Annotated in this window: 14 protein-coding genes; 10 read left to right on the forward strand and 4 right to left on the reverse strand. The window is 73.2% G+C overall.

All coding sequences use genetic code 11. The features are described 5' to 3' along the window. The first annotated feature begins 7 nt into the window (after positions 1-7). The 5 genes from ABT048_RS05815 (at position 8) to ABT048_RS05835 (ending at position 7,401) form a co-directional block, all read left to right on the forward strand. Positions 8-2,260 (forward strand): hypothetical protein, encoded by a 2,253-nt coding sequence (locus ABT048_RS05815; RefSeq protein ID WP_350520030.1) that lies wholly within the window; start codon positions 8-10, stop codon positions 2,258-2,260. Then, positions 2,257-3,999 carry a hypothetical protein gene (locus ABT048_RS05820; RefSeq protein ID WP_350520031.1) on the forward strand — a complete coding sequence of 581 codons (1,743 nt, stop codon included), beginning with the start codon at positions 2,257-2,259 and terminating at the stop codon, positions 3,997-3,999. Before ABT048_RS05815 ends, ABT048_RS05820 begins: the two co-directional genes overlap by 4 nt. 62 nt (positions 4,000-4,061) lie before the next feature. Continuing rightward, positions 4,062-4,739 (forward strand): vWA domain-containing protein, encoded by a 678-nt coding sequence (locus ABT048_RS05825; protein ID WP_350520032.1) that lies wholly within the window; start codon positions 4,062-4,064, stop codon positions 4,737-4,739. A 227-nt stretch (positions 4,740-4,966) separates the two neighbouring features. After that, positions 4,967-5,812, forward strand: coding sequence for a protein phosphatase 2C domain-containing protein (locus tag ABT048_RS05830; protein ID WP_350520033.1), 846 nt, complete (start codon positions 4,967-4,969; stop codon positions 5,810-5,812). Continuing rightward, the gene (locus ABT048_RS05835) at positions 5,809-7,401 is read left to right on the forward strand and encodes a hypothetical protein (protein ID WP_350520034.1); all 1,593 of its coding nucleotides are present in this window, start codon (positions 5,809-5,811) and stop codon (positions 7,399-7,401) included. Before ABT048_RS05830 ends, ABT048_RS05835 begins: the two co-directional genes overlap by 4 nt. Before the next feature lie 10 nt (positions 7,402-7,411). Here the strand turns inward: ABT048_RS05835 and ABT048_RS05840 are convergent, their stop codons facing one another. Together ABT048_RS05840 and ABT048_RS05845 are read right to left on the reverse strand one after the other, a co-directional pair. Further along, positions 7,412-8,122, reverse strand: a complete 711-nt coding sequence (locus ABT048_RS05840; protein ID WP_350520035.1) for a Crp/Fnr family transcriptional regulator — start codon at positions 8,120-8,122, stop codon at positions 7,412-7,414. Beyond that, positions 8,119-8,685, reverse strand: a complete 567-nt coding sequence (locus ABT048_RS05845) for a Pycsar system effector family protein (protein ID WP_502893970.1) — start codon at positions 8,683-8,685, stop codon at positions 8,119-8,121. Before ABT048_RS05845 ends, ABT048_RS05840 begins: the two co-directional genes overlap by 4 nt. 226 nt (positions 8,686-8,911) lie before the next feature. Between ABT048_RS05845 and ABT048_RS05850 the strand changes: the two genes are divergently transcribed. Together ABT048_RS05850 and hutH are read left to right on the forward strand one after the other, a co-directional pair. Continuing rightward, on the forward strand, positions 8,912-9,256 hold the full coding sequence (locus ABT048_RS05850) for a hypothetical protein (protein WP_350520037.1): 345 nt from the start codon (positions 8,912-8,914) through the stop codon (positions 9,254-9,256). A 202-nt stretch (positions 9,257-9,458) separates the two neighbouring features. Continuing rightward, positions 9,459-11,036, forward strand: coding sequence for a histidine ammonia-lyase (hutH, locus tag ABT048_RS05855; protein WP_350520038.1), 1,578 nt, complete (start codon positions 9,459-9,461; stop codon positions 11,034-11,036). Between the two features lie 28 nt (positions 11,037-11,064). Here the strand turns inward: hutH and ABT048_RS05860 are convergent, their stop codons facing one another. Then, positions 11,065-11,487, reverse strand: a complete 423-nt coding sequence (locus ABT048_RS05860) for a hypothetical protein (RefSeq protein ID WP_350520039.1) — start codon at positions 11,485-11,487, stop codon at positions 11,065-11,067. Positions 11,488-11,749: 262 nt separating this feature from the next. Here ABT048_RS05860 and ABT048_RS05865 point away from each other — a divergent pair, with 262 nt between their 5' ends. Together ABT048_RS05865 and ABT048_RS05870 are read left to right on the forward strand one after the other, a co-directional pair. Beyond that, the gene (locus ABT048_RS05865; RefSeq protein ID WP_350520040.1) at positions 11,750-12,619 is read left to right on the forward strand and encodes a MurR/RpiR family transcriptional regulator; all 870 of its coding nucleotides are present in this window, start codon (positions 11,750-11,752) and stop codon (positions 12,617-12,619) included. Between the two features lie 89 nt (positions 12,620-12,708). Continuing rightward, on the forward strand, positions 12,709-13,029 hold the full coding sequence (locus ABT048_RS05870) for a hypothetical protein (RefSeq protein WP_350520041.1): 321 nt from the start codon (positions 12,709-12,711) through the stop codon (positions 13,027-13,029). Position 13,030: 1 nt separating this feature from the next. Here the strand turns inward: ABT048_RS05870 and ABT048_RS05875 are convergent, their stop codons facing one another. Further along, positions 13,031-13,471: a Uma2 family endonuclease gene (locus ABT048_RS05875; protein WP_350520099.1), complete on the reverse strand. Its 441-nt coding sequence runs from the start codon at positions 13,469-13,471 to the stop codon at positions 13,031-13,033. Positions 13,472-13,559: 88 nt separating this feature from the next. On the opposite strand from ABT048_RS05875, the gene hutU reads away from it, so the two are divergent. Next, the gene (hutU, locus tag ABT048_RS05880; protein ID WP_350520042.1) at positions 13,560-15,230 is read left to right on the forward strand and encodes a urocanate hydratase; all 1,671 of its coding nucleotides are present in this window, start codon (positions 13,560-13,562) and stop codon (positions 15,228-15,230) included. Positions 15,231-15,250 lie beyond the last annotated feature (20 nt).

Consider the following 15,250-nt stretch of genomic DNA (forward strand, 5'->3'; position numbering starts at 1 on the left):
GCCGGCGGTGACGGGGGTTCCGCCGGCCGACGGGGGAGGGGGCTCGTCCGGCCCGGCGGCACCGCCCGGGGCCGGGCCGGACGCGCCTCCCGCGGACGGCCCGCCGGCCGGCGAGGGCGCCGACGGCGGGTCGTCCGGCGATGTCGGCGGGGAGCCGCCGGAGGGCGGCTCCGCCCGCAGCGGAGCGGCCCGGGAGAGCGCGGAGGCCACCCAGTTCGCCCAGGGCATGCTGCGCCGGGACACCGTCCGCCACGCGCTGGCGAGCATCGACGGCGACATGGTCGCCGGGGACAAGAACGTCTTCCTGGTCGGCGGCGGCCGGGCGCCGCTGCGCCTGGTCTCCCCGCTGGTCCTGGAGCAGGTGCGCAGCGCCTTCGCGGATCCGGTCGGCTGGGACGAGGTGCGGGCCGACTTCGGCAAGCGGAGCCTCGCGATCCTGCGTGGCCCGAGCGGTTCCGGCAAGACCACGGCCGCGCTGCGGCTCCTGCTCGGCCGCTCGGTCGACCGGATCTACCGCCTGGACCGCACCTCCGATCTCGGAGCGCTCGTCGAGCGGCTGGAGGCCGACGCCCAGGAGGGCCCGGGCGAGCCGGTCGGCTTCCTGGTCGACCAGCCGGACGACTGCTCCATCCTGGACGGCCCGTTCCTCCAGGGTCTGGACGGCGCCCTCCACCGCGCCGGGGCCCGTCTGGTCCTGACGGTCGGCCAAGAGAGCGGGCTGGTCGACTCCGAGGTCCTCGGCCACGTCATCGAGCTGTCCGGCCCGCCGGAGCCCGCCCGGATCGTCCGCCACCACCTGGACTGGCGGCTCGGCGAGCCGGCCGCCACGCTGCTGCTCAAGCGATCGGGCGTACCGGCGTTCCTCGCTGAGTGCCTCGGCGCGGACGGCGCGTGTTCGGCGGCGGCCGGACTCGCCTCCGCGCTGGGCGAGTCCGCGGAGTCCTCGGCCACCGGGCTGCCCGACCTCGCGGCGGTCCGGGAGAAGCTGGCCCGGCGCGGCGTCGAGGACTTCGAGATCTGGGCCGAGAACTTGGACGAGCCCTTCCTGCGCTGCTACGCCGTCGCCCTGGCGGTGCTCAACGGCCTCCCGCAGGAGGACGTCGTCGCGGCGGCCCGGGCGCTCCACCGCCGCCTGGGCACGGAGGACTACACCGTGCTGGCCGCCGCGGACGGTCACCTGCCGCGGGTGCGCGAGCCGTACCAGGTGCCGCGTCGGCGGCGGCTCGCCCAGCTGCGCGCCCGGACGGTGCCGGTGCGGTTCTTCAGCGCCACCGGGCGGGTACCCGCGGAGGCCCTGGAGTACAAGGACCCGGGCTACCCGCGGCGGCTGATCCAGCACGTCTGGACGGAGTACCCGCTGCACGAGGTGTTGCTGGACTGGCTCGGCGAGCTGGTCGCCGACCCGTCGGAACAGGTCCGCACACACGCAGGGGTGGCCCTCGGAGTGCTCGCCGACCAGTCCTTCCAGTACGTGCTGGACCACGTCCTCCACTCCTGGGCGGCCAGCCCGGACCGTCGTCGGCGGACCGCGGTGGCTCACGCCCTGTCGGTGAGCGCGAAGAACCCCGAACTGAGCGGCATGGTCAGGACCCTGGCGGCCGGCTGGCTCGGCGACACCGCCCGCCCGCTGGTCCAGGCGACCGCGGCCCGGGTGTTCGCGCTGAGCCTCAGCGGCGCCGGGCCGCTGGGCGCTGTCGACGCCCTGGCCCGACTCTGCGTGGTCGACCACATCCAGGTCGCCATCGCGGTCGGCGACAGTCTGGCCGACATCCTCGCCGACGACGACCGGCTGACCGCCGTGGTGCTCGGCAGGCTGTGCACGGCGTTGGCCGACCACCGGGCCCGTCCCTCGGTCCTGCTGGCCTTCCTGGCCGTGGGCGCCCAGCTGGTGGTGGAGACGGAGACGCTCGCGGAGCCGGCCGTGATGCCGAACTGGCCTGCCCTGCTGGTACGGACGGACCGGGAGCCGGTGCTGCGCGCCCCGTTCGTCGAACTGTGGCGCGCGGCGCTGAACGAGGCCGTCCAGCGATCGGCCTCCGAGTACGTCCTCCAGTTGTGGGCCCGGCTGGCCGAGGGGGACCCCGGACTGCGGGTGATCTTCGTACGGATGGCCGGTGCGCTGGCGGACGGCGACCCGCGGACCGCCACCATCCTGCGCCGCCAGGCCGCCGACTGGTCGGGCGCCCACAGCATCGCCCCGCTGCCGAGGACCGCCGCCGCGGTCACGGCCGAACTGGACCGACTGGAGAATCCGAGATGACCCCCACCCTGCCGCTGATCATCAGCGAGGAGCCGGTGCCACGGGGACTGTCCGGCCCGGTGAAGGCACTGAAGCCGAGCGCCGCTGCGGTGTACGCCTCCTACGATGGCGAACTCGCGTGGTTCCAGGGAAAGCCGCTGAGCTGGTCGCAGCAGTTCCTCGGCAAGTACCGCACCAGGTACGAGGTGGACCTCAGTGACCACCGACGCACCGCGCACCTGAAGAGCTGGCCGCTGCCCTCCCAGGACCAGGCCCACTGCTTCGATGCGGTCGTGGACGTGGGCTTCCGGGTCCACGACCCGGTCGAGGTGGTCCGCCGGAACGTGACCGACGCCCTGATCGTGGTCTACGGGCACATCGCCGCCGTGCTCCGGGGGATCGCCCGGGGCTTCCCGATCCACCAGGCGGCCCTGGCCGAGCACCGGATGAACCAGGACTGCGACCACGAGATGGTGCTGCCGGAGGGCATCACCATTTACCGCTGCGTGGTCGACCTGCGCCCCGACGAGGCGGCGCGCGAGTACATCACGAGTCTGACCAGGGCGGACCGGGAGCTGAGGCTGGCCGAATCGGCGCAGGTGCGGGCCGAGGCCGAGGCCCGGGGCGAGCAAGTGGTCGACCGGATCAAGCTGGACGGCCGGATCGCCCGGGAGAAGCTGGAACAGACGGCGAAGCTGGAGCTGCAGACGGAGCGGCGCAGGCTCCTGGGCGAGGGCGACCTCGACATCGGCGGCCTGATCCGGCTGTTCGTGCTGGAGCACCCGGACCGGATCGCCGAGGCGGTCGAGATGCGCAGCCGTTGGGAGACGGCACTGGTCGGCCGACAGGAGCAGTTCGACGAACGCTCGGTCGAGGTCTTCAAGTTCATGGTCGCGAACGACCTCATCCAGCCGGCCGATGTCGAGGTGATCCGGCAGCAGGCGCTGAACAGGGTCCAGGGCTCGACGCTCGCGGGCGGGGCGGCCGCGGCGCTGCGGCCCGTACGGTGGGGCGGTCCGGCCGGCCCGGCGGGCCCGTCCGCGCCGTCCGCACTGGTGGGGACGGTGGTCGCGGACGCGCAGGGGAGCGGCCCGGCGAGCGGGGTGCTCCCGGTCTACCTCCTGATCGATGAGTCGGCGGCCGTCGCCGGCTGCCTCGACGGCCTCAACAACGCGCTGCGCGGCCTGCACTCGGCCTTGCTGACCCCGCCCGAGACGGCCACCGGACTGCGCATCGCGGTGCTCGGCGCGGCCGGGCAGACCACGGCGCACCTGCCGATGTCGGCGGTCGAGTGGACCACCGTGATGCCGGAGCTGACGGTGCGTGCGGGCGCGCGGCACGACCTGGCGTTCGAGCGTCTGGGCAAGCAGCTCCCGGAGGACCTGGCGAGGCTCAAGGCCGAGCACCCGGTGGTCCACCGCCCGGTGCTGTTCGTGCTGTTCGGCGGGGCCTGCGAGGAGGGCGTGCGATGGCGGGAAGCGGTCAGGGCGCTGACTGACCCGGCGACCAACCCCCGTCATCCGACGGTCATCTCGGTGGGCATCGGCCGGGCCGACGAGGCCGAGATCCGAGCGATCGCCCGCTACCCGGAACTCGCGTTCCTGGCCGAGCCCGGACTTGACCTGGCCACCGCCGCCGAGCGTTTCGCCTCGCTGCTGCGCGACTCCGTGCTGTACCTGAGCCGCGGCCTGGCCGGCGGCCGACTGGACCTGTTCATCGAGTGCCCGCCCGGCCTGCGTCGGCTCGGCGGCACCGGCTGAGCCACCCCCGACCCATCCCGACGAGGCGCCCACGGCGCCGGAACCGAAAGGCATTTCCGACCATGGCCGACAACCGCGGCAACCTGATCCCGATGTACGTGGTGGCGGACGAGTCCGGCTCGATGACACCCGTCCTCGGCGAACTCAACGCCGGACTGGCCTCGCTGCACCGTGCGCTGCTGGCCGAACCGATGGCGGCGGCGAAAGTCAGATTCTCCGTGCTCGGCTTCTCGAACGGGGTCGACGTACGGATGAGCCTGGCCGACCTGCGGCACGAGGACGAGCTGCCGGTCCTGTCCAGCACCGGCGGCGGGACGAGTTACCGGGCAGCGTTCACGGCGCTGCTCACCCGCATCCCGCAGGACGTGCAGGAGCTGAAGAGCGCCGGGTACACGGTCTACCGGCCCGCGGTGTTCTTCCTCAGCGACGGCCAGCCCAACAGCAACGAGGACTGGGCGAGCGTGCACCGGCAGCTGACCGACCGGTCCCGGGGCGTGGCGCCGAACATCGCGGCGTTCGGCATCGGCGCCGCCGATGCCGCCACGATCCTGAACGTCGCCACCGACCGGAATTACGCCTTCGTGCAGATTCCGGGCGCCGACATCGGCGCGGCGATCACCAAGTTCTGCTCGGCGCTGACGACGAGCATCGTCGCGTCCGGGATGTCACTCGCGGCGGGGAACGCGGAGTTGGTGGTGGACAAGCCGGAGGGCTTCCGCATGGCGATCGACGTGGTGTGACGATGAGCCCCGAGCACCGCGCGGCCGGCCCCAACGGCCGGGCCGCGCCGCCGACCGTACCGCCGTTCGTACCGCCGGCCGCAGGGCCGTCGCGGACGGGTCCGGCCGGCTTCCTGCCCGCCCCGGCCAGGCCGTCGCACCCGCCGGCGGAGCCCGGTCGCCCGGTCGGCGACTCGGTGTACGCGGCGCCCCCCTCTCGGTGGGCGCCCGTCGAACTGGACCGTCCGGTGGACCGGTTCGAGCCCAAGCCGCCGTCGGGTTCCTCGTACCGGCCGGACACGATCTTCGACGGCTGGTCCAGCGAGCACGTACGGGTCCGGCTCGCCTCCGTCCGGGGGTACGCGCACCGGGGTAACGGGCGGCCCCGCGAGGACGACGTCGCGGTGGGGCTGCACGGCTCCGGGGCGTTGGTCTTCGCGGTCGCGGACGGCGTCTCCGGCGCCGCGCAGTCGCACCTGGGAGCCACCCTCGCCTGTCGGACGGCAGTGGACACGGTGACCAGGCAGCTGGACGAGGGCCGCCGCCCGGACGAACTCGCCTGGGCCGAGGTACTCAACCACGCCGCCTACCAGCTGGTCGCGCAGACGGCGAAGATCCTCGGCCTGTCCCGGGAGGACGCGGCGGCGGCCGAGCGCCTGATGGCCACCACGCTCGTGACGGGTGTGGTGGTGCCCTCCTCGCTGGGGCTGGACGTCCACCTGGTGTCCGTCGGGGACTCGGGGGCCTGGCTGCTGTCGGGGGGCCGCCGGTTCATGTCGGTGATCCGCGAACCGGTCAGCGGCGGGCCGGTGGCCTCCTCGGCAGTGGTGGCACTGCCCCGGGTGCCCGGCGACGTCCGATCGCACTCCGCGCTCGTGTCGGGTTCGGACCGGCTGCTGGTCGGCACGGACGGCTTCGGAGGCCCGCTGGGCGACGGTACGGGCCCGGTCGGCCGGTTGTTCGCCGAGCACCTGGCGCCCTCCCTGGAGCCCCGCGGGCTCGCCCACCTGCTGGACTTCTCCCGGGAGACCTTCGACGACGACCGCACCCTGCTCGTGGTCTGGCCCGCCTCCGCCGTGGAGGCACAACCGTGACGAAGGTCCGGGTCGAACGACTGACCAGGGGTGACAAGCTCGGCCAGGGCGGCCAGGGCACGGTCTGGGCGCTGCCCGACCGGAAGATCAACGGCGAATGGCCGGTGGCGTACAAGGAGTACTCCGCAGCCTGCCGGAACGAACTGGACGGCCCGGCCCTGGACGCGATGGTGGAGTTCGTGCCCGGGCTGCCCACCGAGACCGGCCTCTGGCTGTGCGAGCGGCTGGCCTGGCCGGCCGCCGTCGTGTCTGACGGCCATGGCCGTTGCGGCATCCTGATGCGCCTGGTGCCGGACAGCTTCTTCATCACCTCGCCACAGGCGGGGCGGAACCTCGCGGGCTTCCAGTTCCTGTTGAACGACGAGGGCTACCTGCGCCGGGTCGGGATCTCGATCAGCGACGAGCAGCGGCTGCAGCTGCTGCTCGACCTCTCCCGGACACTCGCGGGCCTGCACCGGTTGGGCGTGGTGGTGGGCGACCTCTCGCCCAAGAACGTGCTGTTCAGGTTGGGAACGGAGCCGAGCTGCTTCCTGATCGACTGCGACGCGATGCGGGTCGACGGCCGGGACGCGCTCGACCAGCGGGAGACCCCGGACTGGAGCCTGCCGGAGGGCGAACCGCTGGCGACCGGGCGTGGGGACTCTTACAAGTTCGGCCTGCTGGTGGTCCGTCTGCTCGCCGGAGAGCAGGACAGCCGGGACACCGGAGTGGTCGCGATGCTCTCGGCGGACCTCGGCCGGCTAGCCGCGACGGCGCTCGGCACGGACCCCCGGCGGCGGCCCGAACTGGCCGACTGGGAAAGGCCGTTGCTCCGGGCGATCGAAGAGCTGCGCGCGCCGCCGACGGCCGGGCCGGGGCCGTCCGCCCGGCGGAGGCCGGATGTCTCCACGGTGCCCGCCACTCCGCCCTCCGCCACCCCGCCCGGCCCGGGCCGGGTGCTGCTGGCGATGCTGGTGGCGGGCCTGCTCGTGTGGGCGGGCATCAAGGGGGTGTCCGTGCTCGGGGACCACTCCGGAACCGACTCCGCGTCGACCGGGCAGTCGTGGCCGGCTGTCGCGCCCATGGACGGGACGACGCCGAACGGGAGCTACGGCATCACAGGAGGTGCGACCGGCGGTAGCGGGACGTCCGTGGGCACCTCCGCGGACCAGGCGAAGGCCATTGACGCCCTGCTGAACCGGAACGACGGCACGCGCAAGGTCGTCACGTCCGCGGTCCAGTCCGCGGACGGCTGCGGGAGCGCGGTGGACGTGAGGTACCGGGCGTCCCAGCTCCGCCAGGCGGCGGTCGGCCGGGACTCGTTGGTCAACCGGCTGCAGGCCGTCGACACCTCGGCACTGCCCGGTGGCGCGACCCTGGCGGCCCAGCTGTCCTCGGCCTGGAAGGCCTCCGCGGCAGCCGATCGGGCGTTCGCGAGGTGGGCGGACGACGTGGCCGGATGCGACGGCAACGCGCCGCACACTGCGGACTGGGACGAGGGATACGGTCAGAGTCAGGTGGCGACCGCCGCCAAGAAGGCCTTCGCCGAGGCGTGGAACCCGGTGGCGGACCGTTACGGGCTGGCCCGCTGCGACCCGGACGCCATCTGAACTCCGACTGCTAAGGGGGGATCCGGCCCTCGGGGCGGGCCAGCTCCGCCAGCTCCTCCGGCCGGTTCAGTTCGATCACCCGGCGCCCGGTTCGCAGCCACCCGGCGTCCCGCCACTCCTCCAGCAGCCGGTTGACGGTTCGTCGGGAGCTGAGCACCAGGCCGGCCAGGTCGTCCTGGGAAAGCGGCAGGGAGATCTTGACCTCGCCGGTGGGTGCCGAATCTCCGTAGCGTTCGGCGAGTTCCAGCAGGAGGGCGGCCAGGCGGGTGCGGACGACGCCGGAGCCGGTGGCCGCCCGCTGCTGGTCGGCCTCCCGCAGCCGGCCGGAGAGCACCTGCTGAAGGGCCTGCGCGACGACGGGGTTGTCCCGCTTGATGGGGCCGAACCGGCTGAGCGGGATGTGCAGCGCGATGACGTCGGTCAGCGCGTGGAGGGTGGCCGACCGGGAGCCGCCGTCGAGGCCCGCCTGTTCGCCGAGCAGGTCGCCGTCGCCCCGGATGGCGAGGATCGCGCGGTAGCCGGCCCCCGACTCGACCAGGACCTTGACGCAGCCGCGCTCGACCACCAGCAGGTGGTCGGAGAGCTCGTGCTGCTGGAGCAGTGAGTCGCCCGCCGGGTAGTGGACCCGGCGGGCGACGGCGGCCAGTTCCGCCCGGGCCGGGGCGTCCAGCAGGTGCCAGAACGGAACGCGTCCGCCCGACGCCGATCCGGCGGGTCTCATCCCAGCAGCCCCGCCAGCGCGACCAGGCAGCAACCGGCGATGGCGAGCAGGAGGGACTGCCGTACCCGGCGGTCCTTGATCCAGATGATCCGGCTCATATCCACCAACTGCCTGCTGAGCAGGGGGAGCAGGTCCGCGCCGTCCAGCTCGGTGGCGAGCCGGTCGGGCGTCCAGTGCCGGAGCTGGCCGTAGTAGACGAAGTTCGGAGCGTCGCTCTCGTGCTTGCCCCCGCCGCGCGGTACGACCACCGACACGGCGGCGATCGCTGCCAGGGCGAGGATGGCCACCCCGAGCCAGAAGGCCGTTGCGGGCAGCGCTCCCGAGGTGCGGCCGAGGGTGGTACCGGTGCCGGACAGGGCGACGATCGCGCCGAGCGCGGCGGACTCGATGGTGAGCGCGAAGGATGCCTTGGAATCGACCCTTCCGGTCACCTCTGTCAGCGAACCATGGATCTGCCAGGCGGTTTTGACTGCTTCTTCGTTCGACACAGGCCCCCCGGACGACCGTTCTTCGCGGTTCCCCCGGCTTGCCGGTTCCGGCCCCGGACTCCGCCGTTGCAGCATATCCGCGCGGCGGTCGCCGGGGGCCGGGATTGCCTCGACCCAGCCCCGGCCCACTGCTTCCGTCGGGTGCGGGGTGCAAGGGGCCCGGACGCCGGGTGCTCCCGGGCGTGTTCCGGTTCGGTGACCGGTGTGTCGCGGGTGGGTCGCGGTCGGGGGCCGGGGCTGTCACCGGGGGCGCGGCGGTGGGATGGTGGGTGGCCGGTCGAGCGGTAACGGGGGGCGTGGCGTGGGCAGACGGTTGGCGGGTGCGGCGGTGGCCGGGGTGCTGGTGCTCGGCGGCGGGGTGGCGGTGGCCGCTCCGGCGTCGGCGGTGCCGGTGGTGCGGACGGCGGGGGCGGCGGGAGCGGCGCGTACGGCGCCGGAGCGGGTGCCGCAGGCGCGGGACGGGGCGCACCGGATCGCCCGGCTCGCCGGGTCCAAGTCGAAGTCGAAGACGAAGAAGAAGGTGAAGCGCGGCTTCTTCCACGGGTTCTTCCACGGCTTCCTCGGATGGCTGACCACGGCGCTGCTGATCGCCCTGCTGGTGACGGTCCTGGTCGTCCTCTGGGTCAGGCGCTCGAACCGCCGCTAGCGGTCCGCGGGCTGCGGTCCGAGGGTGGCACCGGTCGGGCGGTCGAGATCGAGGCGGAGCTCGGGTCGTAGGGGAGTACCGGCGGGGCGGCGGGGGTGCGAGGGGGCTGCGGGGTGCGCTGTGGACGCCGAGGTCGGAGAATCCGAATGGCGAGCACCTGTTGTCATATCTTCATTCACCTGATGTGATGGTGTATATGGATATGCACAGTGCTGTGGCCCCCGACGCTCCGCTGGTCCTGGTCGGCAAGGCCGACGTCAGCGCCGAGGACGTTCTGGCCGTCGCCCGGGGCAACGCCCGGGTCGAGATCGGTCCCGACGCGCTCGCCGAGATGGCGGCCGCCCGTGCGCGGATCGACGCCCTCGCGGCCGAGCCGCGCCCCGTCTACGGCGTGTCGACCGGCTTCGGCGCGCTCGCCGTGCGGCACATCAGCCCCGAGCTGCGCGCCCAGCTGCAGCGGTCGCTGGTGCGCTCGCACGCCGCCGGCATGGGCCCGGCCGTCGAGCGCGAGGTGGTCCGCGCGCTGATGTTCCTGCGGATGAAGACGCTGGCCTCCGGCCGTACCGGGGTGCGTCCGCTGGTCGCGCAGACCATGGCCGCCCTGCTCAACGCCGGCATCACCCCGGTGGTCCGGGAGTTCGGCTCGCTCGGCTGCTCCGGTGACCTCGCGCCGCTGTCGCACTGCGCGCTGGTCCTGATGGGCGAGGGCACCGCCACCGGCCCGGACGGCGAGGAGAAGCCCGTCGCCGAGCTGCTCGCCGCCGCCGGCATCGAGCCGGTCGAGCTGCTGGAGAAGGAGGGACTGGCCCTCATCAACGGCACCGACGGCATGCTCGGCATGCTGGTCATGGCCATCTCCGACCTGCAGCGCCTGTTCACCACCGCCGACATCACCGCCGCCATGAGCCTGGAGGCGCTGCTCGGCACCGACAAGGTGCTCGCCCCCGAGCTGCACGCCCCGATCCGCCCGCACCCGGGCCAGGCGCTCAGCGCCGGCAACATGCTGGCCGTCCTCAAGGACTCCGGCCTCACCGGCCACCACCAGGACGACGCACCGCGCGTCCAGGACGCGTACTCGATCCGCTGCGCCCCGCAGGTGGCCGGCGCCGGCCGCGACACCCTGGCGCACGCCCAGCTGGTCGCCTCCCGCGAGCTCGCCGCCTCGGTGGACAACCCGGTGGTGCTGCCGGACGGCCGGGTGGAGTCCAACGGCAACTTCCACGGCGCCCCGGTCGCGTACGTGCTGGACTTCCTCGCCATCGCCGCCGCCGACCTCGGCTCGATCTCCGAGCGCCGCACCGACCGGCTGCTCGACAAGGCCCGCTCGCACGGCCTGCCGGCCTTCCTGGCCGACGACCCGGGCGTGGACTCCGGCCTGATGATCGCCCAGTACACCCAGGCGGCGCTGGTCAGCGAGAACAAGCGGCTCGCCGTCCCGGCCTCGGTCGACTCGATCCCGTCCTCCGCGATGCAGGAGGACCACGTGTCGATGGGCTGGTCGGCCGCGCGCAAGCTGCGCCAGGCCGTCGACAACCTCGGCCGGATCCTCGCCGTCGAACTCACCGCCGCCGCCCGCGCGCTGGAGATCCGTCAGCAGGCCGACTCGGCCGGCCGGATCGCCCCGGCCTCCGCGGCCGCGCTGGCCGTCGCCCGGGAGGCGGGGGTCGGCGGCGCCGGCCGCGACCGCTTCCTCTCGCCGGACCTGGAGGCGGCCGCGGCGCTGGTCGCCTCCGGCGACCTGGTGCGCGCGGTCGAAGAGGTCACCGGCCCGCTGGCCTGACGCACCGCCGGCGCGGGGCGACCGGGGCTCAGTCCCAGTCGCTCCGCGGCCGACGGTCCTCACGGTTGCGGCGCTCGCCGAACGCGGCGGCGAAGTTGACCCCGACGATGCCCGCCCAGCAGACCAGCAGACCGGCGAAGCCGCCGTTCGTGGGGTTGCTGGCGATCGCGGTCAACGGGATGCCGAAGGCCATCGAGACCACCGCGAGCCCGCTGCCGGAGCGCTTGGTCCAGCCCTGGCGGCGGGACCGGTGGTGGCGGTCGCGGTACGGACCCGGCTCGTGGTCGTCCATCCGCTGTGCCACGGAGCGCTCGACCCGCGCGTCCAGGCGGGCGTCGAGGCGCTTCATGAAGGAGTCGACGAGCTCGTCCTCGTACTCCTTGCCGAGCTCCTTGCGGGCCTGCAGGGTGGCGTCGAGGTCGCGCCGCAGATCGTCCTGGCGAGTGTCCATGGGGTCCAGCCTGGCCCCGCGGTGACGCCCGGTCCATCCGTTCGCGGGGGGAATCCGGGCGGGCTCAGGGACAAATCAGGGTTACCCCGAGCCGGACCCGGCGACCGCCCGGGCCCGGCTCGGAAGTGTCCGGATACCGTTCGATCCGGTCCGATCCGCGGGACGTCTCACGTTGCGTCCCGCCGTACGAGACGTCTTTGCCAGGCGCGGCCCGCTGCTGCACAGTCGTCGTCCGAACCGCTCGCACCCGGAGGTACCGCTGATGACCGCCACCGACGAGACCGGCAGCGTCGGCCCCTCCGCCCGGCTGCTCCAGCTCTTCGAGGGCCACCGGCTGACGCCGACCCAGCGCCGGATCGCGCACTCCCTGGTGCGGCACGCCACCGAGGCGCCGTTCCTGTCCAGCGTCGAGGTCGCCGAACTCGCGGGCGTCAGCCAGCCCTCCGTCACCCGCTTCGCGGTCGCCCTCGGGTACGACGGCTACCCGGCGCTGCGCAAGCAGCTGCGCGAACTCGGCGGGGGAGAGCCGACCGCGCCGGAGACCCCGGACGACGCGGTGCGCAACGAGCACCAGCAGGCCGTGCTCGCCGAGATCGCGCACCTGCGCCACCTCGCCGAACTCCTCGCCGACCCGGAGCCGATCATCCGGGCCGCCCGGCTGCTCGCCGCCTCCCGCCCGCTGCCCGTGCTCGGCCTGCGGGCCGCCTCGGCGCAGGCCCGCGGCTTCGCCTACTTCGCCGCCAAGGTGCACCCGGACATCCGGCTCCTGGACGAGGGCGGCAGCATGCTCGCCGACCGCCTCGAACAGGCCGCCGCGGCCGGGGCCACCGCGCTGCTCTGCTTCGCGCTGCCGCGCTACCCGCGGGAGTTGATGGACGCCCTGGCGGTGGCCCGGGAGTGCGGGCTGACCGTGCTCACCGTCGCCGACAGCGCCTTCGCGCCGGTCGCCAAGCTCTCCGACCTGATGCTGCCGGCCGCCGTCGGCACCGGGCTGGTCTTCGACACCGCGTGCGCGCCGATGATGCTCGGCCGGGTGCTGCTGCAGGCCATGTGCGACGAACTCCCGGGCGCGGAAGCCCGGTTGGAGGCGATCGAACAGTCGGCGGCGGCACGCGGGCTCTTCTTGGAATAGCCGCAGCCCGGAACGGACGCGGCCTGGAGCAGCGGCAGGGGAGTAGCCGTCACAAACCCGGGCATCCCCTCCTGCAGGGGGTGTCACCCATGCGCGTGATCCACGAGATGAAGTTCGTCGCCCGCCTGGCCTCGGGTGCCGACGAATGGTCCTGCCCCACCTGCGGGCGCCGAGTCACCCTGCGGCGCCTGCCCGAACCCGAACTGACCGTCCTCGACCCGGGCGACGAGTCCGCCGTCCACGTCGGCGTCATCGAACCCGACGCCCGCGCCGCCGCGGCCGCCGAGAAGTACGGCCTCGGCCCCGTCCAGAACATCCCCCGCCCGCCGTCCCCGCCCGCCCCGGACGCCGACGACCGCCGCTGGCTCGCCGAGATCGGCATCGACTGGGACGGTGACGCGGCGGCCTGACTCAGCTGCGGGGCGCGTACAGGGGGAGACCTGAGGTGTCCAGCTCGGCGGGCAGCGGCGCGGGCAGTGGGACGGGCTCGCCGTACTTGCCGTGCAGGATGCCCTGGTAGGCACCGTCGCGGGGGTGGGTGTAGAGCGTCCAGCTGCCGTTGCGCGGGTCGAGCGCGAGGAGCGTCGGCACGCCCGCGACGGCGTACCAGCTGGTCTTGGTCGCGAGGTGGCTGACGGGCGACAGGGTGGGAACCACCTCGACGGCGAGGGCGGTGCGGCGAGGTTCGGCCAACCAGGCGTCGTTGTTCTCCCACTCGACGGGCAGTGCGAGCAGGTCGGGAGTCGCGTAGTCGTCCTCGGCGTCCGGCAGGTCCTCTGATGGGCCGAGTGGCTGGTGTTCGGGGCCCCAGCGTATGGCGGGCGGCCGTGTTGTCTCACGCCTTGATCGGATTGTTCCGGGGTCTGGTCGAAACCCGCTTGTTTAGTTATATTCAGTCGAACAGAGCTTGAATGAATCCATCCGCAGGGAGGCCGGGACTATGGTGCAGCAGCAGGCGAGCGGGCCGCGCGAGGTGCGCGCGGCGCGTGGCACGGGGCTCACGACGCAGGGGTGGCAGCAGGAGGCCGCCCTGCGGATGCTGATGAACAACCTCGACCCCGAGGTGGCCGAGCACCCGTCGAAGCTGGTCGTGTACGGCGGCACCGGCAAGGCCGCACGGGACTGGCGCTCCTTCGACGCCATGGTGAAGACGCTGCAGGGCCTGAAGCAGGACGAGACCATGCTGGTCCAGTCCGGCCGCCCGGTCGGTGTGATGCAGACCCACGAGTGGGCGCCGCGGGTGCTGATCGCCAACTCCAACCTGGTCGGCGACTGGGCCAACTGGGAGGAGTTCCGCCGGCTGGAGAGCCTCGGGCTCACCATGTACGGCCAGATGACCGCCGGCTCGTGGATCTACATCGGCACCCAGGGCATCCTCCAGGGCACCTACGAGACCTTCGCCGCCGTCGCCAACAAGCGGTTCAACGGCACGCTGGAGGGCACCATCACCCTCACCGCCGGCCTCGGCGGCATGGGCGGCGCCCAGCCGCTGGCCGTCACCATGAACGGCGGCGTGGCGATCTGCATCGACTGCGACCCGTCCCGTATCTCCCGCCGGATCGAGCACCGCTACCTGGACGTCGAGGCCAAGGACCTCAGCCACGCGCTGGAGCTGGCCACCGCCGCCCGCGACAAGAAGCAGCCGCTCTCCATCGGCCTGCTGGGCAACGCCGCCGAGGTCTTCCCGCAGCTGCTCGCGATGGACGCGCCGATCGACATCGTCACCGACCAGACCAGCGCCCACGACCCGCTGAGCTACCTGCCGGTCGGCGTCGCCTTCGACGACATGGCGACCTACGCGGCCGAGAAGCCCGCCGAGTTCACCCAGCGCTCCCGCGAGTCGATGGCCAAGCACGTCGAGGCCATGGTCGGCTTCATGGACCGCGGCGCCGAGGTCTTCGACTACGGCAACTCGATCCGCGGCGAGGCCCAGCTGGCCGGCTACGACCGCGCCTTCGCCTTCCCCGGCTTCGTCCCCGCGTACATCCGCCCGCTGTTCTGCGAGGGCAAGGGCCCGTTCCGCTGGGCCGCGCTGTCCGGCGACCCGCAGGACATCCACAAGACCGACAAGGCCGTCCTCGACCTCTTCCCGGAGAACGAGTCGCTGCACCGCTGGATCAAGATGGCCCAGGAGAAGGTGCACTTCCAGGGCCTGCCCGCGCGCATCTGCTGGCTCGGCTACGGCGAGCGCGACAAGGCCGGCGAGCGCTTCAACGACATGGTCGCCTCGGGCGAGCTGTCCGCGCCGATCGTCATCGGCCGTGACCACCTGGACTGCGGCTCGGTCGCCTCCCCGTACCGGGAGACCGAGGCGATGCTGGACGGCTCGGACGCCATCGCCGACTGGCCGCTGCTCAACGCCATGGTCAACGTCGCCTCCGGCGCCTCCTGGGTCTCCATCCACCACGGCGGCGGCGTCGGCATCGGCCGCTCGATCCACGCCGGCCAGGTCACCGTCGCCGACGGCACCGCGCTGGCCGGGGAGAAGATCCGCCGGGTGCTCACCAACGACCCGGGCATGGGCGTCATCCGGCACGTGGACGCCGGCTACGACCGCGCCGACGAGGTCGCCGCCGAGCGTGGCGTGCGCGTCCCGATGGGTGAACTGTGACGGTCCCGTCCTTCGAGGAG

This window comes from Kitasatospora sp. NPDC096140 (assembly GCF_040303045.1).
Classification (GTDB): domain Bacteria; phylum Actinomycetota; class Actinomycetes; order Streptomycetales; family Streptomycetaceae; genus Kitasatospora.

What these genes read in the sequence shown, in the direction of transcription:
- hutU (WP_350520042.1), top strand. Translation starts at nt 13,560, where the DNA reads ATGGTGCAGCAGCAGGCGAGCGGGCCGCGCGAGGTGCGCGCGGCGCGT.
- ABT048_RS05865 (WP_350520040.1), top strand. Translation starts at nt 11,750, where the DNA reads ATGACCGCCACCGACGAGACCGGCAGCGTCGGCCCCTCCGCCCGGCTG.
- ABT048_RS05860 (WP_350520039.1), bottom strand. Translation starts at nt 11,487, where the DNA reads ATGGACACTCGCCAGGACGATCTGCGGCGCGACCTCGACGCCACCCTG.
- ABT048_RS05820 (WP_350520031.1), top strand. Translation starts at nt 2,257, where the DNA reads ATGACCCCCACCCTGCCGCTGATCATCAGCGAGGAGCCGGTGCCACGG.
- ABT048_RS05845 (WP_502893970.1), bottom strand. Translation starts at nt 8,685, where the DNA reads ATGCTGCAACGGCGGAGTCCGGGGCCGGAACCGGCAAGCCGGGGGAAC.
- hutH (WP_350520038.1), top strand. Translation starts at nt 9,459, where the DNA reads ATGCACAGTGCTGTGGCCCCCGACGCTCCGCTGGTCCTGGTCGGCAAG.
- ABT048_RS05870 (WP_350520041.1), top strand. Translation starts at nt 12,709, where the DNA reads ATGCGCGTGATCCACGAGATGAAGTTCGTCGCCCGCCTGGCCTCGGGT.
- ABT048_RS05840 (WP_350520035.1), bottom strand. Translation starts at nt 8,122, where the DNA reads ATGAGACCCGCCGGATCGGCGTCGGGCGGACGCGTTCCGTTCTGGCAC.
- ABT048_RS05825 (WP_350520032.1), top strand. Translation starts at nt 4,062, where the DNA reads ATGGCCGACAACCGCGGCAACCTGATCCCGATGTACGTGGTGGCGGAC.